Here is a 22,170-nt window from a genome sequence, read left to right on the forward strand (position 1 = left end):
GTAGGTCGCTGAGGAGGGTTCCCGCCGCGCCGGCCGACCAGGCGCCGCGCCGGCTCCGGCGACAGGCACGCGCCGCCGGACGAGGCGCGGTCGCACGGCCTCACTCCGCGATGACCGGCTCTTCCTCGGTCCGTGTGAAGGCCTGGGGCATGCCGTCGGTGCCGTCCCAGGTGACGATGAGGTGGTCGTCCTCGGCGTTCAGCGCGGCCGTGCCCGCCTCGGGCCCGGGACCGGAGGCCTCGCAGTCGAGCTCGACGCGTGCGGTGCTGCCGGACTCGACGGGGTCCAGCGTGCCGGGGCAGGCCGGGTCGCCTTCTGTGCGCACCTTCCCGCCGACCACGGTCAGCGTCCGGACGCCGCCGCCGTCGGCGGTGGACTTCCAGACTCCGTTCATCCCGCCCTCCGCCGCCTGCTCGGGCGACGGTGCGGCGCTGCCGCCCGCATCCGAGGTGGGTGGGTCCGACGTCGGCACACCGCCGCTACCGCCGCTACCGCCGCTACCGCCGTCGTCGCCGCCGCAGCCCGCCACCAGGCCGGCGATCGCCGCGACCACGGCCGCTGCACCGACAGCCCGCTTCACGCCGTGCATCGGACCCACCTCGCTCTCCCGACACCGGGGCGACCGCATCCGGTCGCCGGTCCGAAAAAGCTACAGCGGCGGCCCGCCGCGCGAATCAGGGTTTGCACCGGTTCGTGGGAGTGCGGTGTCCGCCGGCGCGTTCGCCGCCCGCCCCGGGCGCGCCGCCCTGGGCGAGCGGCGCGGCGGCCGGGGCAACGTCATCCGCGCACGGTGTGGCAGACGCCGCCGTTGAGGGTGAACACCTTTGGAGCGGGGTTGGCGCCCTCGTTGGCGCCGACGAACCCGAACGTGGCGGTGGAGCCGCCGCCGGGCGCCAGCTCCGCGTTGTCGCCGTTGTCGGTGACGTGCACTCGGCGCCCGTCCCCGCTCACCTCGGCGCTCCAGGCGCTCTGCACCGACTGGCCGGACTCGGGCCAGGTGAAGTCCAGGCTCCACCCGTTGATCGGGGTGTCGGCGAGGTTGGACACGGTGACGGTGGCGACGAAACCGTTGCCCCAGCCGGAGTCCACGCGGTAGGTGACCCGGCAGTCGGCGTCGTTCGGCGACGTCGTCGACAGTGTCACCGGCTCCGAGGGTCGCGACAGGCGCCCCTGCTCGTCGCGGGCCAGCACGTTGACCGTGTGCTCGGTGCCCGGAGGCAGGTTGCGCAGCGTCATCGACGTGGAGGTCGACGTGCCGAGCAGCTCGGCGTTGGCGCCCAGGTGTTCGTAGACCTCGTAGCGCACCGGTTCTCCGTCGCCGGCCGGCCAGCTCAGCGTCGCCGAGGTGCTGTCGGCGGAGAGCTCCTCCGGCGCTCCGGGGGCGCCGACCGAGGCCTCCCCCGACTTCGGCGAGACGCTCACCGTGGTGATCGAGTAGGGAGGCAGCGTCCGGGTGCCCTCGCCGGGATCGGAGACAGGGGTCACGTCGTCGTCGCCGCGCGCATAGCGGTGGACGACAGGCTCCCGGCCGTCGGGGGTGAACCCGGCGTAGTCGATCTCCACCGGGTGGGCGTTGTCCTGGTCCTTGTTGATCAGCATGACGCTCATATCGCCGTCGGCCTGGTGGACGGCGTGCGCGGAGACGTCCTCGCTGCTGGAGGAGGAGGCGACCATGGTGTCGCCGGGTGCGCCCAGGTGGGTGAGGGACTTGAGGCCGTAGTAGGGATGGAAGGGGGTGTTGACCGGCGGCTGGCACACGTCCTCGACGCAGCCCCCGCTGGAGAGCAGCCCGTAGTCGTTGAAGTCGGTCTCTCCGTCCACCTGGCTGACCTCGTCGGGCCCGTTGTGGATGTTCCACCAGTCGATGTTGAAGACGCCGTTCTCCAGCGCCGTCATGAAGGCGTCGGCGGCGAACAGCCCGTTGGGGCGGCTGTTCATCTGCACGCCGGAGTTGACCTCGGTCAGCGCGATGCGTATCTCGTCCGAGCGGTCACCGGCGTGGTGGTCGAGCTGCCGCCGCACCTGGCGCAGCTGCCCGGGGAGGCGGGAGACCCTGTCCAGCGCCTCGTCGGCGGTGGCGCCGCCGGGGTAGGAGTGCACGATGACGAAGTCGACCGTGTCGGCGACCCGGGACAGGACCGTGTTGTTCCAGTCGGCGGCGTCGCCGGGGCCGATGACGCCGTCGGGCCAGTCGCCCGGCGTGGTCAGTACCGCGCCGATCCGCACACTCGGATCGGCGTCCTTCATCGCCTCGGCGTAGGCGCGGACGTTGCGCGCGTACTCCGCGGGGCTCTTGTCGGCGTGGTCGTCCTCCTCCCAGCCGTTGCCGTAGTGGCCGTTGCCGTAGATCTCGTTGCCGATCTCCCAGTACTTCACGCCGTAGTCGCGGGTGACGTTGGCGTAGCGCACCCAGGCCGCCGCCTCCTCAGGGCTGCCGGTGCCGTAGTTCGCGGTGATCATGGGCTGGGCGCCCGCATCCTGAACCGTCTCCATGAACGCGTCGAACCCGGTTCCGGGCGCGACGTAGCCGCCGGGAGCGGTGTGGTCCTCCCAGTGGTAGATGTCGCTGTAGGAGCCGCCCGGGTAGCGCATGACTCCGATCCCGGCGTCGTCCATCAGCGACGCGACCTCGGGGTCGTTCATGTGGGAGTCCCAGATCGCGGCGTTGGCCCCGAACGCCGCCTGGTCGAGGGTTCCCCGCCCCAGATGGGCGTTGACCCGGACCTCGACGGGCGCAGCGGATTCCGGTCCGGGTTCTGACGCGGCCGGGGGTGGCAGGGCGATTGCCGAGGCGGCGGTGAGAGCGCCGAGAGCGGCGACCGCCGGGCCCCGCACTGCGCCGGCCCGCGGTCGGCCGGAACGCGTGTGTTCGACGTGCATGGGGGAGCACTTCCTCTTCTAGGGGGGTCAAAGAGTTCCGGTTTTGGGAGCGCTCCCAGCATCTTCCGGCGCCGAGTCGGCCGCGTCAACGGGCGCATCGACCCGATCGGCACGGACCTCGACCGGCAAGGGGCCGCATTCGCGGTCGCCTGCCGAATGTGTCCCGCACCGAAGCGGCACCGCCGGGGCCCGACGCGCGCGGGCCGTCACCGCCGCGGATTCGATCGAAGCCGCATTGGCCAATAAGGTACGTCCGGAAAGGGGCGGGACGACGGGGGAGCGGGGCACGGCCCTGAGAGCGGGGTGCGCCCTCGGACCGCGCGGCGATGAGCGCACAGGGCGCTCAGCAGTGCGCAGTCCACGCATCCGCGGTCCCCGCTCCCATCGCCATCGGCTGTTCGCCGCATTCCCGCCGCACCTCATTCCCGACGGTGGGCCGCCGACCGTCGATCCCCGCCGTGCGCCTGAAGCCGCCTGATCGCCGACGGCGACCACAGGGCAAGGCCGGCAGGGCTTCGAAGTCGGGCCGCAGAAGGATCGGGAAGTGCCCCCGCAGCGTCCTAGGGGTCACCGCCGCTTAGAGAGGACCAGTGTGAACGACACCGATTCCCCGCGTGTGATGCGTCTGATCGTCACCGGCGGGGGTACGGGAGGCCATACCTATCCGGCGCTGACCGCCGTGAACGCGCTGCGGGCGCGGCTGGAGGGCGAGGGCCGGGGTCTGGAGGTGCTCTGGGTCGGGGCCGAGGACAGCCTGGAGAAGCGCGTGGCCACCTCCAACGGCATCCCGTTCCAGGCGGTCGCCACCGGCAAGGTCCGCCGGTCGAGGAACCCGCTCAAGCTCGTGTCGCCGGAGAACATCCGCGACATGGGCAGCGCGTTGCGCGGAGTCCTCCAGTCCCGCCGGGTCGTCGCCGGATTCCGCCCCGACGTCGTGCTGGCCACCGGCGGCTACGTCGCTGTCCCGGTCGGCCTGGCGGCCCGGCTGGCGCGCCGCCCGCTGGTGGTGCACGAGCAGACGGTGCTGCTGGGCCTGGCCAACCGGGTGCTGGCCCGCGCGGGCGCCCGCATGGCCGTCACCTCCGAGTCCACGCTGAAGCTGCTGCCCGACTCGGCGCGCGAGGGCGCGGTCGTCACCGGCAACCCGGTGCGCCCCGCCGTGCTGGAGGGCCAGGCGGACAAGGGTGCCGAAGGCCTCGGCTTCGAAGGCTGCGACCCCGACCTGCCCACGGTCTACGTGACCGGTGGCGCGCAGGGATCGGCGCAGATCAACACGACGGTCCGAGACCTGCTGCCCTGGCTGCTGGAGCGCGCCAACGTCGTGCACCAGTGCGGCGAGGCCAACGTCGACGATCTGCGCGAGGCGACGCGCGACCTCGCCACGGAACTCGCCGCCCGCCATCACGTGACCGCGTTCGTCGGCCCGGAACTGCCCGACGTGCTGGCGATGGCCGATGTCGTGATCTCCCGCAGCGGCGCGGGGACCATCGCCGAGCTGACCGCGCTCGGCAAGGCCGCCGTATTCGTTCCGCTGGCGTCGTCGGCCGGCGACGAGCAGCGGCACAATGCCCGCCACCTGCAGGAGGCGGGCGCCGCGCTCGCGCTGCTGGACGAGGTGTCGGCGGAGAGGCTCCGCGAGAAGCTGGAGCCGCTGCTCACCGACGCGCAGTGGCGCGCAGTCGTCGCGGACGCGGCCCGGGAGCACGGCCGCCCCGACGCGGCCGAGCGGCTGGTGGACGTGGTGATCAGCGCGGAGGCGACGTGAGCTGATCGGCGGGTCGGCGCGACGCGGTCCCCGGCGGACGCGCGAGCGGGTGCCCGCCGGGGTGGTCCGGGGTCCGGGTCAGGCCCGGTCGCGACGCTGCAGCACCCGGCGGCGCTCGGCGCCCGCGGCGACCGCGATCACCGCCGCGACCACCAGCGAAACCCACGCGCCGATCGGGTTGTCCTGCACCGCGGCTGTGATCCCCGAGCTCACCAGGGCCACCGCCGCACACACCCACATCACGGTCTCCCACGCACTGACCGGCTTCACCGTCGCTCCAATCTGTAGCCGACCGATGTCCTTCGGTACTCCTGCCCATTGTTGCGCCGCGGACTCCGGATCGCACGGGCGGGGGCGCCGCTGCCGAGGCGGTAGCGGCGGCGCTCACGCGTGCGCGCCCCCGTCCCAGACCCGGCGGGGAACGGCCTCCAGCAGGTCGATCAGCTCGTCTGCGCCCCCGAGCGCCTCCTCGGGCTGCAGCAGGCCGTCCTCCGCCGCGGCGAGGTGGTGGCCGTTCAATCGCACGGGCGGCCGGCCCTGCGCGTGCCGGGCGAGCAGCCGGTCCATCACCTCGGTCGTGAGCACGGCGCGGGCGAAGCCCTCGTCGGCGGCCGTCACCCGGTAGGCGGCGTCGAAGCGCGGATGGCCCGTCTCCAGGATCGACGAGCCGGCGAGGTCGATCATGTCCTGCATGACATGCTGCCGGTCTCGACTCCGATGTCCAGCTTCGGCGCCGGAGCCGGAAGGGTCACCGCGACGACCCTGCGGTAGCGGGTCGTGTTGTTGTCGCGCGACCCTGGCCGCACCGTCTGCAGGTGCTCGTAGGTGAACACCCAGCGCCCCCGATGGGTTCGGGAGAGCACGTGCTGCACCTTGTAGTGCTGCGGGTTCAGCACCGTGGAGAGGTTTCCGATCATGTCGGGCCGGATCTCGGCGTAGTCCCACCCGTTCTCGCGGGCCCAGTCGGACCACTGCGCGCCTTTGCGCTTGTGCAGCATTCTCGGTAGCACGAACGCCAGTACGGCGATGCCGAGAACGGCGATGATCGCCACTACGGCCATGGGGAGTACCGGGTCCATCACAATGCCTTCCGTTTTCACCGGGCGGGAATGATTGTTTCTGCGGCGATCGTGAGGATTCTCCCCGGCATGCGGTCGATCGCCTGTGCAACGCCGGTCCTCGGACCCCGGAGTCCCTCCCGCGCGGAAGGACCGCCGCGGCGTCAGCGCCTCTTGTGACCTGGTGCGACGAGCGGCCTCCAGTCGGGAAACGCGATCGCCGCCGCCGTGGGTGACCGGAATCGGTCACCGGCCGCAGAAGGAGAGTGTGACGCCCTGCCACGGATCGACGACCATGAGTTGCGCTGGGGCGATGCCGGATGATGGGATGACTTGCAAGCACGAAAACGGACAAAAAGGGAATTGCGGTCTATGGGTCACATTGCTAACATTCCCGGGTTTGCTCCTCCCGGGTCATCCCCGGAGCCGACCGATTCCCCCGCTACCGGTTTGGAGAAGACTAGTTGGAGCCACGAGCTTCGCTGGGACGAACCTGTGAGAAGTCTGCGGAAGCGAAGATATGCGCATGCGGACTCCTCGCTTCTCCCGAAACAGAGCCCGAAACGCTGGATAAATTGACCGAACGAGAGGTCCAGGTAATCGAGCTCCTCGCTGCGGGAGTCTCGAACCGCGGAATAAGCAGAGAGCTGGAAGTCAGCGAGCGGACGATCAAGGCCCATATCACCCGCATTTTCGAGAAGCTGGGCGTCCAGTCGCGGGTCCAGGCCGCCCTCGCCTACATCGTGAGCCGATGGCGCGCCTGCCCGACCCTCCCGACCGTCGGCGCATCGGCCGGCGCCGCCGCTCAGCAGGGTGAGTGACGACCCCACATCGCTCACCGGCCCACCCGCGTGCCCGGAAGCCCCGGCCGGGCACGCGCGCTCCCCGACTCCGGGCCGCCGCCCGCGGCCCGCACCACACCCCGCGGAGTCCCCACCCATGCGCGCCTCACTGCTGTTTCCCATGCAACCCCAGAGCGGGGACGACGCTCTGCCCTACGCCGACCTGGTCAAGCGGCGTGATGCGCACCGGTTGTGGATGGGCACGTCGCTGTTCGCCGATACGCAGCAGAGCCTGGCCTACCTCGCGGGCGCCGGCTACCGCATCCCCGTGGGCACCTCGGTACAGCTCACGCCGCTGCGCAAGCCCTATGCGGCGGCCCTGGAGGCCCGCTCGCTGGCACTGCTCACCGGGCGCTCCGTGATCGCCGGGTTCGGCGCCTCGGCGCCGGAGTTCGTCTCCTACGTCCGCGGCGCACCCTACGAACGGCCGGCATCGGCCGTCCGCGACTACATCGCCGGTGTCCGCGCCCTGCTGGACGGGCACGACGGCGCCCTGCCGCCGGCGGAGCACCCGCGCGTCGAACTGGCCGCCGGGGTGCTCCGGCCCGGCATGGCCAGGATGTGCGCCGGCGTGGCCGACCTCGCCGTGACCTGGATGACTCCGCCGGACTACCTGGGCGCGACCATCGCCCCGGCGTTGGACGAGGGGGCGGGGACCGCGCCCGCACCGCGGATCGCGGCCGTCGTGCACGCCGCGATCGACCGTCCGGGGCGCGACCCGCGCCGGCTCGCCTACAACGGGGCGCTCGGCCACCTCACCCAGCCGCACTACGCCGACATGCTCAACCGGTCCGGCCTGGCCGTGCGCACCGACGACCCCTGGTCCGGCGCGGGGCTGCTCGTCGACAACGGGATCTTCCTCTACGGCTCCGCCCGCGAGGTCGCCGACGGCCTGCGCACCTACGCCGCGGCGGGAGTCGACGAGGTCGTCGTCAACCCCGGCGGCGTCGGCCTCACCGAAGGCGCGCGCGCCGGAGCCGAGGACGCCGCCGAGATCCTGGCCCACCTGCGCGCCGGATGAACGGCGGGCGGCCACCCCTCCCCTTGGTCCAATGGAGCGCTCCGCCCGCGGCTGCCATTATCGAATCCGCCGGAGAGTAGGCAGGAATGGCAATGTCCGCTGCGCCGAGGCTGGATTGAAGGTTCTGCGATGGCGAAGCCGAGAATCGGAATCCCCCACGGGTCCGGTGGTCGTCGGCTCGCTTCGGTCCCGGCCGGTTTCGCGGAGAATGCGAACTGGATCGCCCCGTCCTCGATGCGGTGCACGGCGGCCACCCTGCGCGCGGGCGAAACGCTCCGACCTCTTCCGGTGCAGCGCAACCGGCCGCTGAATATTCCCCACCTAACCGATTGGAAGTGACCTCATGGCGAACCCGAACGTCGGAATCCTCGAGGAGATCGACGACCAGCACCTCGCCGGCATCAGCGTCGGTGCCGAGGCCGACCCCAACAGCGTCAGCATCGCGAGCCTGTGCACCTCGTGCCTGGCGAGCTGGGCCATCGGCAACGACGGCTGGGCCTGCACCGCGACGGTGGAGTGCCAGTCCAACTGCTGACGGGCTTCGGGGCGGGGCGGGGTTGGCGCCCGTCCCGCGCTCACGGCGGCGGATCCGTCGGCAGCGGTTCGACCCCGTACCGGGATCCCGCTGCCCGGCCGCGGACGCCGGCCCGCTGAAACACCGGTTGAGGAGTCACCAGGGTGGATGGTTTCGATTCGAGCGCTGCCCGCGTGGTAGTGGAGAAGTACCTTCCCGAACTCGAATCCGCGGAGACGCGGGAGTTGCTGGTCGAGGAGGTCGGCGCGTTCCCCGACCCCGCCGGCGTGTCCGAGGACGAGTTCCCGGCTCCCCCCGAGTATGAATCCGCGGCCGACGGTGACGGGCGGATGCGCGACTACTTCCGCCACTGGGTCCGCTCCTGGTCCGGTGACCTGACCGCCGAGATCGCCGCCTCGCCGCAGGTCTCGCCGGATCACGCGGTGGTGGCGGACTTCGTCGCCGACCAGACCGACCTGACCGCCGTGCGCATGATGCGGGTCCTGGTCGAGGAACTGTACCGGCGCCGCAGCGCGGGCCTGCTGGCCGGCGCGACCCCGCAGGAGCGCTACACGGACTTCCGCCGGTGGACCAACAGCCCACAGGGACATCGGGAACTCCTGGAGCGCTACCCGCAGATGTTCCGCATGTGCCGCGCCCGGGTGCGCGCGGCCGGAGAGTACCTGGTCCGCATCCTGGGCGAGGTGGACGCCAACCGGAGCCTGCTCGAACGGGACATGCCCGGCGTGCACCCCGGCAGCCGGGTCGAGGCGCTGCGCCTGGGCAAGGGCGACACGCACAACGGCGGCCTCTCGGTCGCCCAGATCGACTTCGACGACGGCGGCCGGATGCTGTACAAGCCGCGGCCGATCGACGCCGAACACGGCTACAACTCCCTCGTCGCCTGGTTGAACGAGCGCATGGGCACCGGGCTGCGCACCGTGACCCTGATCCCGTGCGGGCCCGGCGGCTTCAGCGAGTACATCTCCACCGGGGGCTTCCCCGGTACCACCGAGGACTACTTCCGCCTGATCGGCCAGCTGGTCGGCGTGCTGTACCTGGTCAAAGCCGTCGACATCCACTTCGAGAACGTTCTGACGTGCGCCCAGGGCCCGGTCGTGATCGACGCCGAGGCCCTGCTGACGCCGCGATGGCGCTCTCCGACCGGAGAGGACGGCTCGGCCTGGGGCGCCGCGACGCGCCGTGTCCGCGAGTCGGTCGCGGCCATGGGCGTGCTGCCGATGGTGATGCGGCCGCCGGGCACCGACCGCGGCATGGACATCGGGGTGGTCGGCTACGACACCGGCCAGCAGGCGCCCTACCGTTCCCTGCAGTTCCACAATCCCGGTCGCGACGACATGTCCGCCCGCCTGGTCTCGGCCGAGGCGCCCAACACCAGCGGCAACCCGTCGGCCGGCCAGACCGCCGACCTGCCGCCCGCGGCGCAGCGCGACACCGTCAAGCAGGAGGTGCGGCGCGTCCTGGAGTTCGCGGCCGCCCACCGGGACGAGGTCGCCGACGCGGTCGAGGAGCGGCTGGCCGACGCCCGGTTCCGGTACATGAACAACGCCACGGTGTTCTATACGCAGCTGCTGCGGATGACGACCCACCCCGACGCCGTCGCCGACGCGCGGATCAACGCGGCCCTGCTGCACCGGGTGGCGCTGACCAAGGGCGCGTTCGACGACGTGGGCCGCGAGGAGGTCGCCCAGCTGGCCCAGGGCGACGTCCCGTACTTCACCTACACCGGGCGGTCCACTGCGCTGAGCGGCCGCGGAGCGACGGTCCGGCCGGAGGCGTTCCAGGAACCGCCCATCGCCACGGTGCGCGAGCGGATCACGGGGCTGGACGCCGCCGAGATCGAACGGCAGCTGCACCTGGTCGACCTCTCCTTCGTGAGCCGGCTTCCGCTGGAGGAGGAAACGACCGGCTTCGCGCCGGAGCCGCCTGCGGCCGCGCCCGCGGCGGTGGGCCGCTCGCGGCTGCTGAAGGAGGCCGAGCGCATCGGCGACGAGCTCGTCGAATCGATGATCGAGGCGGCGGACCCCGAGCTTCCCGCCACGTGGATCGCGCCGCAGATCGCCACATTGGACGACCTCCAGTGGGGACCCGGCGCGCTGGCGTTCGACCTCTACAGCGGAACGCCGGGCGTCAGCCTGGTACTGGCCGGGCTCGCCGCCGAAACCGGCCGGTCCACGTACCGCGACGCCGCGCTGCGCGTGATCGGCCCACTCGAAGAGCAGCTGCGCACCGGCGCGTTCTCCGGTTTGAAGCTGTCGCCGGGAGCCTTGAGCGGGGTCGCCGGCACCGTCTACGGCCTGGTCGAGGCCAAGCGGCTGCTGGGCATCGGCGACGGCGTGGGCGCGGGCGACCTGGCCGACGTCGTCACCGAGGGGATCGACTCCTGCACCGAGCCCGATCTGGTCGCCGGGACCGCCGGCGCCCTGGCCGTGTGCCTGTCGCTGTACCGCCGGACGAGCGGCGAGGGCCAGCGCGAGCGGGTGGTGGCCGCCGCGCACCGCGCCGCCGAAGCGGAGCTGAGCCTGCTCTCCAGTGCCGGGCCCGAGGGGCGGGCCACCGACTACACCGGCTATGCCCACGGTGCCATGGGCATCGCGCCCCGGCTGCTGGAGTACGCCGATGTGTTCGGCGACGAGAGGGCCCGCGACGCGGCCCTGCGGATGGTCGGCGCCGTCTTCGCCGCCCGCGATCCGCGGGACGACGACTGGCCTCGGACCTGGGACTCCGCGACCCGATCCTACGCCTGGTGCCACGGTGCGCCCGGCATGCTCCTCGGGGCGCTGGAGACGGCCCGGCGCGCCCCGGAGGCCGTCCCCGAGGACGGGCTCGCCCGTCTGGCCGAGCTGACGCTGCAGCGCGGATTCGGCAACAACCCCACCTACTGCCACGGCGACCTGGGCAACGCGGAGATCGTGCTGCTGGCCGCCCGGGAGTTCCCGGACCTCATCCCGCCGCGGCTCGCCGACGGCCTGTACGAACGCCTCTTCGACGCGGTCGTCGAGCGGTACCCGTCGCGCTGGGACACCAAGTACGCCTACAGCAACAGCCTGATGCTGGGCCGGCCGGGATTCGCCTGGTCGATCCTGCGCCACCTCTCCCCGCAGACCTATCCCTGTGTGCTGCGGCTGGACTGACCTCCCGCTCCGACGCGTCCGCGGCGCCACCCCCGCGCAGCGTCCACGGTCGGGGTTCCGGAATCCCGGGACCCGCACAAGAAAGAGAAAGGAACGCCCATGAGCAAGCTGCCGATGGACAAGAGCACCGGGTTCATTCCTGAGGACGAGCTGGTTCAGCTCGCCGAGCCGCCGGAGGACTTCGCCGGAGGCGACGTGCAGACCCAGAGCTTCACCACGGCGGTCTGCGCGGGTGTCTCGGCGATCGTGAGCGCGGCGAGCACCATCAGCATCGCGGCCGGCGGCGGATGCCCGACGACCGCCTGCACCACCCAGTGCTAACACGTCACTGAACGGCGCCCCGGCGGATCCGCCGGGGCGCCCATGCTGCATTCGGACAGGAGATCCCGATGGCATACGGCGCCGGCCCGTTCACCCCTGGGGACGCGGAGCGCACAGTCGACGTGCGCATAGCCGACAAGAGTGGCGTTTTCGGCGGGTTCTACCGGCCGTTCGTCGACGAGTGCGCGCAGAGACTGCAGCACTGGAGCGAGCAAGGAGAGGAGGGCCGGGCGCCGGCGGTCGACCTGTCGCGCGTCGCTCACTCCGTACTCGGATCGGTGCTGGACGCGCTGAGCTGGATCGGCGTCCGAACGCTCATCACGGCGTTCCATGCGGCCCGCGCCGACGAGGACCCGCGGCCGGGCTACGCCGAGTTCCACCAGCGGGTGGGCAGCGAAGAGGGGCGCCGCAGCCTCACGGAGTCCTTCCCCGAGCTGAACCGGCTGCTGCGCCTGGTCGCCCGGCAGCGCATGGACCAGGTCGAGACCCTTCTGCAGGCGGTCTGGGAGGACCGGGACCTGCTCAGCGAGCGGTTCGGCACCGCCGGGCCCGTGGTCTCGGTGCAGCCGGGCGCGGGCGACAGCCATCGCGGCGGCCAGACCGTGTGCTGTGTGACGTGGGAGAACGGCGTCACACTGGTGTACAAGCCGCAGACCGGGAGCACGCACGGGCTGCTGGAGGCCGTCCGCTCCGCGGTCGACCCCGCCGGGGACTTCTTCGGGCCGCTGTGCCCGGACACGGTGGAGCGGCCGCGGCACCTCTGGCAGGAGACGGCCCGCTACTCCGAACTCCCCGACCGGGACCGGGCGCCGCTGTACTTCCGCCGGTTCGGCCGCTGCGCCGCGCTGCTGGGCATGTTCGGTGCGGGCGACCTGCACCACGAGAACATCATCGCCACCGCCGAGGGCCCCATGGTCATCGACCTGGAAACCCTGATCAGCCTGCCGAACCCGGCGGTACTCGGCGAGGGGTGGGAGCTGGCCGCCGACATCGAGGAGTCGATCCTCAGCACCCTGCTCTTCCCGGCCCGCTACCCCTCCGAAGTCATCGACGTCGACGTCTCCGCCCTCGGCAGCGTGCGAACCGACCACTCGCGGCGGCTGGACACGTTCCTCGTCGTCGATACCGGGACCGACGACATCCGTTTCGACAGCGTCCCCGTCGGGGCACTGCCCGGGGACAATCTCGCCCGCGTCGGCGGCGAGCAGCTCGATCCCCGGGAGTGGCCCGAGGAGCTGGTCGCCGGCTTCACCGAGGCGCGCGAGCGCCTGCGGGAGGCCCGCGACCTCATTCTGGAAACGGTGCGCAAATCCGACGGATGGGCGATCCGCCAGCTCATCCGTCCGAGCTTCATCTACTCCCGGTTCCTGGAGGCGTCCACCCACCCGGCGTATCTGGGCGACAGGTCCGACCGGTTCGCGCTCTTCGACAAGCTGCCGCGCCACTACCGCGGGCTGAAGCGCAGCGTCGCCGAGGAGGTCTGCGCCGAGGAGGCCGCGGCGCTGCTCGACCTGGACATCCCCTTCTTCGAGGTCGAATGCGACTCCCGGACGCTGCAGTGCAACGGCGGTCGGGAAGAGGTGCCCAACGCCGTGGTGGCCTCGCCCCGGGAGGCCGGCCTCGACCGGATCGAGGGCTTCTTCCGCCGTCCGGCCGAGCGCGATCCGGCCTACATCCGCTACGCCCTCGACACCTCGGTGGACGACGTGTGGGAATCGTCCGCCGCGCACCGGAGCGGCCCCGGCGCTCGGGTGCGCCCCTATGCGCTCACGGATCCGCGCGAGCTCGCCGAGACCGCGCAGCACCTCTGCCTCGGCGGTCCGCAGCGGCCGACCTGGCTGATGCCCCGGGTGGCGGGGGAGGGGATGCGGTTGGACGCCGTCAACGCCGTCCTCTACGAAGGCGGCGGCCTCCTGCTGCACCTGGCCCGGCTCCAGGCGCAGGGTCTGGCCGACGGTGTCGACATCGCCGCGGTGCTGGCCACCGCCGCCCCCAAGGACCTGCCCAGCGCGGCAGCGCCCATCGGCCTGTCCCCGTTCACCGGAAATCTGTCCAACCGGGTGACCGCCCTGGAGCTGGCCGGGGTGTCCGCAGCCGATCCCGCCGACGCACCCGCGGTGCACGTCGACACCGACCGGATGCCCGCCGCCGCGGACCTCTCCGCCGCGGACCTGGACTACCTCAACGGGTTCGGCGGCTATCTCGTCTACCTCGCCGAGTATGAGGATCCCGAGGGGCCGCGGCCCGTCGGCTTGGAGGCCGAGGCCCTCGTTCGCCGACTGGTCGAGGTCGACGGCACGCCCGGCGAGCACGACGGCGAGGAGCTGGGCCTGGCGCACGGCCGCTTCGGCCGGATGGCCGCGCTCAGCGCCGGTGTGGACGCCGGAGCCGACCCCGGCGGACGCGCCCGCGACCACCTGGAGGCCTTCGCCGACGCCTATCTGCGGCACCGGTGGCGCGACGACGTCCTCGCGAGCCCCGCCGATGCGGCCGGATGGTGCAAGGGCTACGCCGGGGTGGCCTTCGCCGCCACCAAGGTCCTGGGCGCGCTCGGCCGCACACCCGGCGACATCCGCGAGGCCGTCGCCCCGGAGGTCGAGCACATCGCGGAAGGGCCGCTCTCCGGCGACATCAGCCTGTGCCACGGCGCCGCCGGGCGGACGGCGATGCTGTGCTGGCTCGCCGAGCGCCTTGACTGGCCGCAGCTGCGGGAGCGGGCGCGCGATCTGGACACCCGCTTCCTCGAACGCCACGCCGAGGGCGGGTGGTCCTGCGGCGTGGGCTCGACCGCCAGCCTGCTCTCGTTCCACCTGGGTCTGTCCGGATGGCACTACAGCCGGCTCATGCTCCAGGACCCGGCCGTGCGCCTTCCGCTTTGCCTGGGCGGGCGCTGATGGGGATGCGGGTGCGCCGGGTCCGGGAGGTCCAGCAGTTCTCCCAGACCGAGTGCGGGCTGTGCTGCATCGCGATGGTGCTGTCGGCCTACGGGTCGCGCAACACGGTGGCGAACCTGCGCCGCTCCCACGAGACCGGCCGCGACGGGCTGTCCATGCGCGACGTCGTGGAGATCCTGCGCGACCACGGCATGGGAGTGCGGACGTTCCGCGCCGGGCGCGGCCGCCTGGCCCAGCTGACCCTGCCGCTGATCGCCTACTGGGACGACAGCCACCTCGTCGTCGTCGAGAAGATCTCCGCGCGCGGTATCACCGTGGTCGACCCCGCCGGCGGCCGGCGCCGCTACTCCGCCGAGGAGTTCGACGAGCACTACAGCGGCATCGTCATGGAGCCGACGCCCGCCGAGGGCTACCGGCCCGCCCGCCACCGCGAGCCCAGCATGTGGTGGACGTTCCTGCGTACCACCGCCGGCGCGAAGTGGCCGCTGGGCGGCGCCTTCCTGACGTCGCTGGCGCTGTACTCGTTCACCCTGGGCGTGCCGATCGCCGTGCAGTACGCGATCAACAGCCGGGGCTCCTTCGTCACCGAGACTCCGGCGGCGCTGCTGCTGACGGCCTTCGCCGTGCCGATGCTGGCGTTCCTGCTGTTCTCGGCCGTGCGGACACTGTGCCTGGCCTCGGTCATCCGCCGCCTCGGCGAGGCGATGATGGCCAAGACCTTCCGCAAACTGCTGTCGCTGCCCTACAAGTACTTCTCCAGCCGCTCCCAGGGCGAGCTGATGTACCGGCTGTCGAGCATCGCCTCGGTGCGCGACATGATCTCCAACCAGATCTCGGCGACCCTCCTCGACATCGGCAGCCTGGCCGTCGCCCTGGGCTACATCTTCTACCGGTCGTCGCTGCTGGGGGCGGCGACCGTTGCCGTGCTGGCGATGATGGTCCTCATCGCCGTGAGCACCTACCGCCCGATCCGCCAGACCACCGACCGCGAGATCAGCGCGACGGCCGAGTCCACCGCGATCCAGCTGGAGGCCATGTCGGCCGTCGAGACCCTGAAGGTCTCGGGCATGACCGACTCGTTCCTGGGCAACTGGCGCACCGTCTACGCCAAGGCGATGCGCCAGACCTGGCGGCGGATCGTACTGCAAGGGATGGCCACCAGCGGCTACGGCGTCTTCCAGATGTTCGGGCCGCTGCTGGTGCTGACGTTCGGGCTTTGGCTGGTGTCCCAGGGGCGCCTCGACATCGGCTCGGCCGTGGCCGTGCAGACCCTCGCGGCCACCAGCCTGTCCACGGTCATGTCGCTGTCCTCGGCGTTCAACCAGCTCATCACCGCCAACGCCCAGGTGTCGCGGATCGGCGACATCGTCAACCAGCCGTCCGGCGAAGACGTGTTCGGGGACACGCCCGTCGAGATCCGCGGCGGCGTGTCGGTGCGCGGCGTCGGTTTCACCTACCCCGGCGCGCGCACGCCGGTGCTGGAGGAGGTGTCCTTCGACGCCCCGGCCGGTTCGTGCGTCGCCATCGTCGGAGGCACGGGCTCCGGCAAGAGCACGCTGGGCAAGCTCCTGATGGGCCTCTACCCGGCGGAGTCGGGTGCGATCAGCTTCGACGGGGTGCCGATCGGCGAGATCGCCGCCGAGTCCTTCTACCGCGGCGTGGCCTACGTGCCCCAGGAGATCGTGCTGAGCAACCGGAGCATCGCCGACAACATCCGGTTCGGGCTGCCCGACGCGGACCTGGAGGACGTGCGCGAGGCCGCGCGCCAGGCCAACGTCGACGAGGACATCGCGGCCATGTCGCTGGGCTACCACACCCAGGTCCGCGAGATGGGCAACACGCTCTCCGGCGGCCAGCGGCAGCGCATCGCGATCGCCCGCGCGCTGGCGCGCAAGCCCCGGGTGCTCGTCCTGGACGAGGCGACCAACTCCCTTGACACCGTGACCGAGTCCCGCATCGCGGCGACCCTCGACGACCTCAGCTGCACCCGGATCATCATCGCCCACCGGCTGTCCACGATCGCCGCCGCCGACCTCGTCGTGGTCATGGACCGGGGCCGGGTGGTCCAGATCGGTACGCACGAGGAGTTGGCGTCCGGTCCCGGACGGTATTCGGATCTTGTGCGGTCCCAGGAGCTTCTGCGGTCGGTCTGAGGCGGTTCGGGGGGTTCGGGGCGGTTCGCGGGAAGACACGGTACGGACGAACGGAGGAATCTCCGAGTTGTACGAAGAAGAGGCGGTCATCTCCGCCCGAGGGCTCTCCAAGCGCTACGGGTCGGTGGAGGCGGTCGCCGACGTGACCTTCGACGCCGCCCGCGGCCGGGTCGTGGGCTTCCTCGGCCCCAACGGGGCCGGCAAGACGACGACGCTGCGTATGCTGCTGGGGCTGGTGCGCCCCTCCTCGGGGCAGGCCCGCGTGCTCGGCTCGCCCTACCGCGAACTGCACCGTCCGCTGCGCCGCGTCGGTGTCTCCGTCGAGGCCGACGCCTTCGTCGGCGGGCGCACCGGGCGCAACCACCTCCGCTGCTACGCCGGGCTCGCCGGGTGCGGCCGGCGACGCGTCGATGAACTGCTGGAGCTGGTTGACCTGCGCGGCGCGGCCGACCGCGCCGTGCGCGGCTACTCCACCGGCATGAAGCGGCGGCTGTCGGTGGCCACCGCACTTCTGGGCGACCCCGACGCGCTGATCCTCGACGAACCCGCCAACGGCCTCGACCCCGACGGAATCATCTGGCTGCGCGGACTGCTGCGGGACTTCGCCGAGCAGGGCAGGACGGTGCTCCTGTCCAGCCACCTGCTCGACGAGATGCAGAAGATCGTCGACGACGTCCTGCTGGTCAACCGCGGGCGCGTGCTGCACGCCGGACCGCTGGACCGACTGCTGGGCGCCGAGGCGTGCCTGGTCCGCTCGGCAGCCGGACGGCAGGATGCCGTGCGGGGCGTCGTCGAGGCGCACGGCCACGACCGCCTGCCGCTGGCCGACGGCCGCCTGTGGGTGGGAGCGCCCCCCCGGGAAGTCCGCACCGCGCTGGAGGCCCAGGAGGACACGGCCGGGCCCGTGCACGTGGAGCCGTGCACCTTGGAGAGCGAGTTCATGCGCCTGACCAGGAACGACCGCGAGGAGGTCGCGCTGTGACCCAGTTCGCCTCGGAAGTGCGCAAGGTGGCCACCACCTGGACGTGGTGGGTCGTGCTGCTGGGCATGGTCGCCTACAGTGCCTGCTACACCGCCTTCATGGTGATCGCCTCCCGGCTGGAGCGCAGCCCGCTCGACCTGGGGTCGGCGGAGTCGGCGGTGATCGTCTACAACATGCCGGTCGCCATCGCCTACGTGTTCCCGCTGGCCATGGGCGTCGTGCTGGTCACGCAGGAGTACCGCTCCAAGCTCATCTCCCAGACCCTGCTGGCGAACCCGTCGCGCTGGTCGGTCTACGGCGCCAAGGCCGTGACCGGGCTGGCCGTGGGGCTGCTCTACGGCCTCGTGACCGTGCTGGCGTGCACCGGCGCCGCCGGGGGGCTGCTGGCCGCCATGGGCGAACCCGCCTACCTGGGGTCGGGGCCGGTCCTTCAGGCGGTGCTGGGCAGCGTCGCCGTGCTCACGCTGTGGGGCCTGATCGGGGTGGGTGTCGGTGCGCTCATCCGCAACCAGCTCGTCGCCGTGGTCGGCGTGGTCGTGCTGACCCAGTTCATCGAGCCCGTCTTCCGGCTGGCCGGGACCGGCCTGGGCGGCGACGACGTCACCTGGCTGCTGCCCGGCGGAGCCGGGGACGCCGCGGCCGGCGGGACCGCCCTCAATACGATGACCGGCACGGCCGCCGGAGGCCAGCTGCCCGGCTTCGCGATGCTCGGAGTCTACGCCGCCGTCTTCGGAGCGCTGGGAGCCTGGCGCTTCGCCCGCTACGAGATCTCCTGACCACGCCGTCCGGCGCGGCCCGATCGAAGGGAAGTGGATTGCCCATGGGACAGATCATCACGTCGGAGCGGCTGCTGTGGGGAGCGCTCGTCGTCGCGCTGGCGGCCGGCGCCGTCACTGTGTACCGCGAGGGCTTCGCGGTCGACTCCAGCGCCATCGGCGCCGTCGTCGTGATCCTCTCCGCCTGCCTCGCCGTTCGCCACGGCGAGAAGACAGGTGGCCGCGACGGCGCGTGAGCCCGGGTGGCCCTTCGGCGGCCGCGCCAGTACGCCGTCCGCCGGGCGCATTGCCGTTGATCTTGTAGCTATCGTCACTGGAAATCGCTTTCCTTCACGATAGCTACAAGATCAACGGGGTTCGGGCGCCGGATGCGCGCCGGTGCCGTGGGGGCGGACCCACAGCTGCCGGGGGTGGGTCATCATCCAGCTCTCGACCGGGACCGCGGAGCCGGGTCCGTGGGCGTTGTCCAGGGCCAGGTCCGGGAACCGGCGGAACAGGCGGGGGAGGGCCACGTTGAGTTCCAGGCGCGCCAGCGGCGCGCCGAGGCACAGGTGCGGGCCGTGCCCGAAGGACAGGTGGCCGCGCGCGTCGCGGCCGACGTCGAACTCGTCGGGCGACTCCCACGCGGCGGGATCGAGCGCGGCGGCGGCGTAGGCGAGCAGCACCATCTCGCCCTCGGGCACCGGCACGCCCGCCACCTCGGTGTCACGGGTCGCGAACACGGCCGGTAGCAGGCTGACGGACGTGTGTCGGCGCAGGATCTCCTCGACCGCCGTCGCCCACTCGACCTCGCCCCCGGTGACGCGCTCCAGCTGGTCGGGGTGGGTCAGCAGTGCCCGCACGCCGTTGGCGAGGGTGCCCATCGTGGTCTCGAATCCGGCGATCACCAGCAGGACGAGATTGGCGGCGATCCGGGCGTCGCCGAGCCGGTCGGCCTCCGCGGTCGCGTCGTCGGCCGCCGCCAGCGCGCTGACCAGATCGTCGCCGGGAGCGGCCCGCCGTTTGGCCACCAGATCCCGGAGGAAGCCGTTGGCCTCGGCATAGACACCGGGATCGCTCAGCTCGAACACCCGCCGTGCGATGTCGCCGAGGACGGGGGCGTCCTCCTCGTCTACGCCGAGCAGTCCCACCAGCACGCCCACCGTCAGCGGCCAGGCGAACCGGTCCTTGACGTCTGCGCTTTCAGCGCCGTCCATCTGCGTCAGCAGGTCGTCGGCGAGCTTCTCCACCCGCGGCCGCAGCGCCTCCACGCGCCGCCGGGTGAAGTGGGTCTGCATCGGCTTGCGCAGCCGGGCGTGCTCGGCTCCGTTGCTGGTCAGTAGACTCCCGACGGAGCCACCGACCAGGAGCGCCAGCGCGCTGTCCGGGGCGACGCGGCCTTCGCGCAGGGCCCGCCAGTTCTGCCGCGCACCGCCCCGCACGAAGGTGCCGCTGCGGTCGGCGAGCACACTGCGCAGCGCCTCGTGGCGGGTGACGGCCAGCGCCCTCACCCCTGCCAGATCCACCTCAGCCACCGGCCCAGCCGAGTAGAGAGCATGTGCGGTGGCGTCTCGGTCGGGGTCTCGGGGGTCGACGGCGATGGGCTGAGTTGCCACGGTGCTCCTTCGTAGATGCGGTCGGTCGGGGTGAAGGCCACGCGCAAGGACTCCACGCCGCTGAGGCGGCCTGCGGCCACCCCTTGCCAATGCTCGTCGACCAGGACCGCGTCGGGAAGCCGGCGGTCGAGCTGCTGCACGGCCGTCTCGGCGATCGCCAGCGCGAGGTCGCGCCCTGAACTGGGGCAGGAGTGCGGGCCGAGGCCGAAGACCATGTAGGAGCGGTTCGTCTCGCTGTCCAGCCGCTCGTCGCGCCGCAGCAGCTGCTGGGCGGGACCGAACCCCATCACCAGGCAGTCCCCGGCGGCCACCTCGAAGCCGCCGACCTCGGTGTCGCGGGTGGCGAAGCGCCCGATGAGGGTGTGCATCGGCGGCGCGTGCCACAGGCTGCTGTTGACGGCTTCGCGCACGGTGCTGCCCGAATGCAGTTGCACGACCCGGCTCTTGCGGTCCAGCAGCTGCCGGAGGGCGTGGGCGATGGTGTGTGCGGACGGCTCGTGGGCGGCGGCGGTGATGAACGTGAGGTGGTCGCGGATCTCCTCGTCGTCCATTCCCGCGGCGACGAACTCCGAGACGAGGTCGGTGCCGGGCTCCTCGCGGCGGCGCCGGGCCAGCGCGGTCATCCGCCGCTGCAGCTGGGCGTGGACGTGCAGGGAGTCCTCGGCGCCGTCCCAGACCCGCCGCTGCGCGGAGCACACCGCCACGCCCTCGTGGGCTTCCATGCCGTACAGCCGGCACAGCACCAGCAGCGGCACGACGCTGGCGTACCGGGTGACGAGATCGGCCCGGCCTTCGGTGCAGAAGGTGTCGATGACCCGGTCGACCACCTCCTCGACGTGGGAGACGACATGCTTGCGGGAGATGCCGGACAGCGCCTGTACGACGATCTCTCGGTAGCGGCGGTGGGCGGGGCCGTCCTCGTTCCACACGTTGCGCCGCTTGGTGTAGACGGCCCGCATCGGGGAGCGCTCCGGCACGACCCCGTTGTGGAAGTCGCGCCAGTGGCCGACGTCGCGGGCGAAGGCCTCCGGGTCCTGCATGACCTGCTGGTGCACGTCCAGGGTGAGCATGAGCCAGCCCGGCACACCCTCGCCGAGGTAGACGGGCGCGAGCCCGTCGGGATAGCGCTCCAGAAGCCGGTCCCACACCGCCGGCGGGTCGGCCAGCGCCTCTGGATCGTCCAGGCGAAGGGCGTCGGCCGGATGCCGGCTCGGGTTCGTCATGGCGTGTGGCTCCGTGGGGGAGGGGAGGGGACCTGCGCGCCGCAGGCCGACGCGCTCGCACGGGGCCGGCATGCGAGCTGCGCCCACTTCTGGAATACGGGCTGACAACGGCGCACCGGCGCGAGGCGGCGGCGACCGCCGCTTCGCGCCGCCGCGAATTCTGTCGAATTCCGCGGCCATTGCGCAACCCCGCGGCTTCGCATTCTCATTCGCGGTCGACCTGCATGAATGCGCTGAGTGAGAGTTCCCGTGCAACGGTTTTCGCTGATCCCGGGCGGTTGGGGGGACCGCGGCGCGCCGGTCCGGATGCTCGGCGCTTCGGTGCCCCGACCCCCGCGTGCGTTGGGCGATGGGTCGAGCGAAGGGGTCGCAGGCCGTTCCCGTTCGCAGTCCGGCGAGGATCGTCTGCGAGGGGTCGTGTCCGCCGGTGAATGCGAATTCATGGAATCGGCCGGAGAAGCGGTGAGCAGGCGATCGGCGCGGCCGGAAGGTGATTGCCCACCGAGAATACCGGGGGGCGGCCGCCCCCGCTCGAAGAATGCCGTCCGGCGTTTTCCAGGATGTCCCCTGCGCAATAAGGGTCGTGCGCAGGAACCGGTCCCGGGCGGCGCCTGCGGCGCGGAGCCGCTTCGGGGCGGCGGAGGAGCGGCTCCGCGGGGGCTCCCGCTCCCGGCCTGGGGAGGAAGCCGAGTGCTACCTTGGGCGACAAGTACGAAAAGTTCCCAGGTGCGCCGAGTCGATCGTGTCGGTGGCCGGCCAGGAGGTTGACGATGAACCCGGATAACTGGGGTATCTCGCCCAAGCGCAAGCGACCCCGTTCGGCCAAGACGGGTCTCACGATCCGGATCTCCACGAAGCGCGGAAAGTCCAGCCCGTCGCCGCGTTCGGCGACCGGAGGCTGCTGGCCCTCGCCGTGGGGCAAAGGCATCTGGAAAGACCCGATGGGCGGCTGACCCCGGAAGTACGCCGCAGCGGGCGGTCGGCCCCGGCC

At 71.8% G+C, this 22,170-nt stretch carries 18 protein-coding genes; 11 read left to right on the forward strand and 7 right to left on the reverse strand.

What is annotated here, in order from left to right:
• Window positions 1–100: 100 nt before the first annotated feature.
• Entirely contained in the window at window positions 101–580 is a 480-nt protein-coding gene (locus RM446_RS10170; RefSeq protein ID WP_311544955.1) for a hypothetical protein, read from the reverse strand.
• Between the two features lie 197 nt (window positions 581–777).
• Window positions 778–2,880 carry a cellulose binding domain-containing protein gene (locus RM446_RS10175; RefSeq protein WP_311544956.1) on the reverse strand — a complete coding sequence of 701 codons (2,103 nt, stop codon included), beginning with the start codon at window positions 2,878–2,880 and terminating at the stop codon, window positions 778–780.
• A gap of 619 nt (window positions 2,881–3,499) precedes the next feature.
• Between RM446_RS10175 and RM446_RS10180 the strand changes: the two genes are divergently transcribed.
• Window positions 3,500–4,645 carry a UDP-N-acetylglucosamine--N-acetylmuramyl-(pentapeptide) pyrophosphoryl-undecaprenol N-acetylglucosamine transferase gene (locus RM446_RS10180; RefSeq protein WP_311544980.1) on the forward strand — a complete coding sequence of 382 codons (1,146 nt, stop codon included), beginning with the start codon at window positions 3,500–3,502 and terminating at the stop codon, window positions 4,643–4,645.
• A 78-nt stretch (window positions 4,646–4,723) separates the two neighbouring features.
• Here the strand turns inward: RM446_RS10180 and RM446_RS10185 are convergent, their stop codons facing one another.
• The 3 genes from RM446_RS10185 to RM446_RS10195 all read right to left on the reverse strand — a co-directional run bounded on the left by RM446_RS10185 (window position 4,724) and on the right by RM446_RS10195 (window position 5,724).
• Window positions 4,724–4,915, reverse strand: coding sequence for a hypothetical protein (locus RM446_RS10185; RefSeq protein WP_311544957.1), 192 nt, complete (start codon window positions 4,913–4,915; stop codon window positions 4,724–4,726).
• Window positions 4,916–5,029: 114 nt separating this feature from the next.
• Entirely contained in the window at window positions 5,030–5,338 is a 309-nt protein-coding gene (locus tag RM446_RS10190; protein WP_311544958.1) for a hypothetical protein, read from the reverse strand.
• Window positions 5,326–5,724, reverse strand: a complete 399-nt coding sequence (locus RM446_RS10195) for a hypothetical protein (RefSeq protein ID WP_311544959.1) — start codon at window positions 5,722–5,724, stop codon at window positions 5,326–5,328. The genes RM446_RS10190 and RM446_RS10195 overlap by 13 nt, the downstream gene beginning before the upstream one ends.
• 443 nt (window positions 5,725–6,167) lie before the next feature.
• On the opposite strand from RM446_RS10195, the gene RM446_RS10200 reads away from it, so the two are divergent.
• The 10 genes from RM446_RS10200 to RM446_RS10245 all read left to right on the forward strand — a co-directional run bounded on the left by RM446_RS10200 (window position 6,168) and on the right by RM446_RS10245 (window position 18,597).
• Complete coding sequence (locus RM446_RS10200) at window positions 6,168–6,524, forward strand: response regulator transcription factor (RefSeq protein WP_311544960.1); 357 nt, start codon at window positions 6,168–6,170, stop codon at window positions 6,522–6,524.
• 118 nt (window positions 6,525–6,642) lie between these two features.
• Complete coding sequence (locus RM446_RS10205; protein ID WP_311544961.1) at window positions 6,643–7,566, forward strand: LLM class flavin-dependent oxidoreductase; 924 nt, start codon at window positions 6,643–6,645, stop codon at window positions 7,564–7,566.
• A gap of 343 nt (window positions 7,567–7,909) precedes the next feature.
• Window positions 7,910–8,101 (forward strand): plantaricin C family lantibiotic, encoded by a 192-nt coding sequence (locus RM446_RS10210; RefSeq protein WP_311544962.1) that lies wholly within the window; start codon window positions 7,910–7,912, stop codon window positions 8,099–8,101.
• Between the two features lie 143 nt (window positions 8,102–8,244).
• Entirely contained in the window at window positions 8,245–11,235 is a 2,991-nt protein-coding gene (locus RM446_RS10215; protein ID WP_311544963.1) for a type 2 lanthipeptide synthetase LanM family protein, read from the forward strand.
• Window positions 11,236–11,334: 99 nt separating this feature from the next.
• Window positions 11,335–11,556 (forward strand): hypothetical protein, encoded by a 222-nt coding sequence (locus RM446_RS10220; protein WP_311544964.1) that lies wholly within the window; start codon window positions 11,335–11,337, stop codon window positions 11,554–11,556.
• A gap of 68 nt (window positions 11,557–11,624) precedes the next feature.
• The gene (gene lanM / locus RM446_RS10225) at window positions 11,625–14,450 is read left to right on the forward strand and encodes a type 2 lanthipeptide synthetase LanM (protein WP_311544965.1); all 2,826 of its coding nucleotides are present in this window, start codon (window positions 11,625–11,627) and stop codon (window positions 14,448–14,450) included.
• On the forward strand, window positions 14,450–16,603 hold the full coding sequence (locus RM446_RS10230) for a peptidase domain-containing ABC transporter (protein ID WP_311544966.1): 2,154 nt from the start codon (window positions 14,450–14,452) through the stop codon (window positions 16,601–16,603). Before lanM ends, RM446_RS10230 begins: the two co-directional genes overlap by 1 nt.
• A gap of 67 nt (window positions 16,604–16,670) precedes the next feature.
• A complete protein-coding gene (locus RM446_RS10235) occupies window positions 16,671–17,585 on the forward strand; it encodes an ABC transporter ATP-binding protein (RefSeq protein WP_311544967.1) in 915 nt (304 codons plus the stop codon).
• Window positions 17,582–18,361, forward strand: a complete 780-nt coding sequence (locus RM446_RS10240; RefSeq protein ID WP_311544968.1) for an ABC transporter permease — start codon at window positions 17,582–17,584, stop codon at window positions 18,359–18,361. Before RM446_RS10235 ends, RM446_RS10240 begins: the two co-directional genes overlap by 4 nt.
• A 44-nt stretch (window positions 18,362–18,405) precedes the next feature.
• The gene (locus RM446_RS10245) at window positions 18,406–18,597 is read left to right on the forward strand and encodes a hypothetical protein (RefSeq protein ID WP_311544969.1); all 192 of its coding nucleotides are present in this window, start codon (window positions 18,406–18,408) and stop codon (window positions 18,595–18,597) included.
• 111 nt (window positions 18,598–18,708) lie between these two features.
• On the opposite strand, the gene RM446_RS10250 is transcribed toward RM446_RS10245, so the two are convergent.
• Window positions 18,709–19,875, reverse strand: a complete 1,167-nt coding sequence (locus RM446_RS10250; RefSeq protein ID WP_311544970.1) for a cytochrome P450 — start codon at window positions 19,873–19,875, stop codon at window positions 18,709–18,711.
• Entirely contained in the window at window positions 19,848–21,179 is a 1,332-nt protein-coding gene (locus RM446_RS10255; RefSeq protein ID WP_311544971.1) for a cytochrome P450 family protein, read from the reverse strand. Before RM446_RS10255 ends, RM446_RS10250 begins: the two co-directional genes overlap by 28 nt.
• Window positions 21,180–22,170 lie beyond the last annotated feature (991 nt).

Source organism: Streptomonospora wellingtoniae (assembly GCF_031845375.1).
Taxonomy (GTDB): Bacteria; Actinomycetota; Actinomycetes; order Streptosporangiales; family Streptosporangiaceae; genus Streptomonospora; species Streptomonospora wellingtoniae.

What these genes read in the sequence shown, in the direction of transcription:
- RM446_RS10195 (WP_311544959.1), bottom strand. Translation starts at nt 5,724, where the DNA reads ATGGACCCGGTACTCCCCATGGCCGTAGTGGCGATCATCGCCGTTCTC.
- RM446_RS10255 (WP_311544971.1), bottom strand. Translation starts at nt 21,179, where the DNA reads ATGACGAACCCGAGCCGGCATCCGGCCGACGCCCTTCGCCTGGACGAT.
- lanM (WP_311544965.1), top strand. Translation starts at nt 11,625, where the DNA reads ATGGCATACGGCGCCGGCCCGTTCACCCCTGGGGACGCGGAGCGCACA.
- RM446_RS10245 (WP_311544969.1), top strand. Translation starts at nt 18,406, where the DNA reads ATGGGACAGATCATCACGTCGGAGCGGCTGCTGTGGGGAGCGCTCGTC.
- RM446_RS10205 (WP_311544961.1), top strand. Translation starts at nt 6,643, where the DNA reads ATGCGCGCCTCACTGCTGTTTCCCATGCAACCCCAGAGCGGGGACGAC.
- RM446_RS10220 (WP_311544964.1), top strand. Translation starts at nt 11,335, where the DNA reads ATGAGCAAGCTGCCGATGGACAAGAGCACCGGGTTCATTCCTGAGGAC.
- RM446_RS10180 (WP_311544980.1), top strand. Translation starts at nt 3,500, where the DNA reads ATGCGTCTGATCGTCACCGGCGGGGGTACGGGAGGCCATACCTATCCG.
- RM446_RS10210 (WP_311544962.1), top strand. Translation starts at nt 7,910, where the DNA reads ATGGCGAACCCGAACGTCGGAATCCTCGAGGAGATCGACGACCAGCAC.
- RM446_RS10230 (WP_311544966.1), top strand. Translation starts at nt 14,450, where the DNA reads ATGGGGATGCGGGTGCGCCGGGTCCGGGAGGTCCAGCAGTTCTCCCAG.
- RM446_RS10175 (WP_311544956.1), bottom strand. Translation starts at nt 2,880, where the DNA reads ATGCACGTCGAACACACGCGTTCCGGCCGACCGCGGGCCGGCGCAGTG.
- RM446_RS10190 (WP_311544958.1), bottom strand. Translation starts at nt 5,338, where the DNA reads ATGCAGGACATGATCGACCTCGCCGGCTCGTCGATCCTGGAGACGGGC.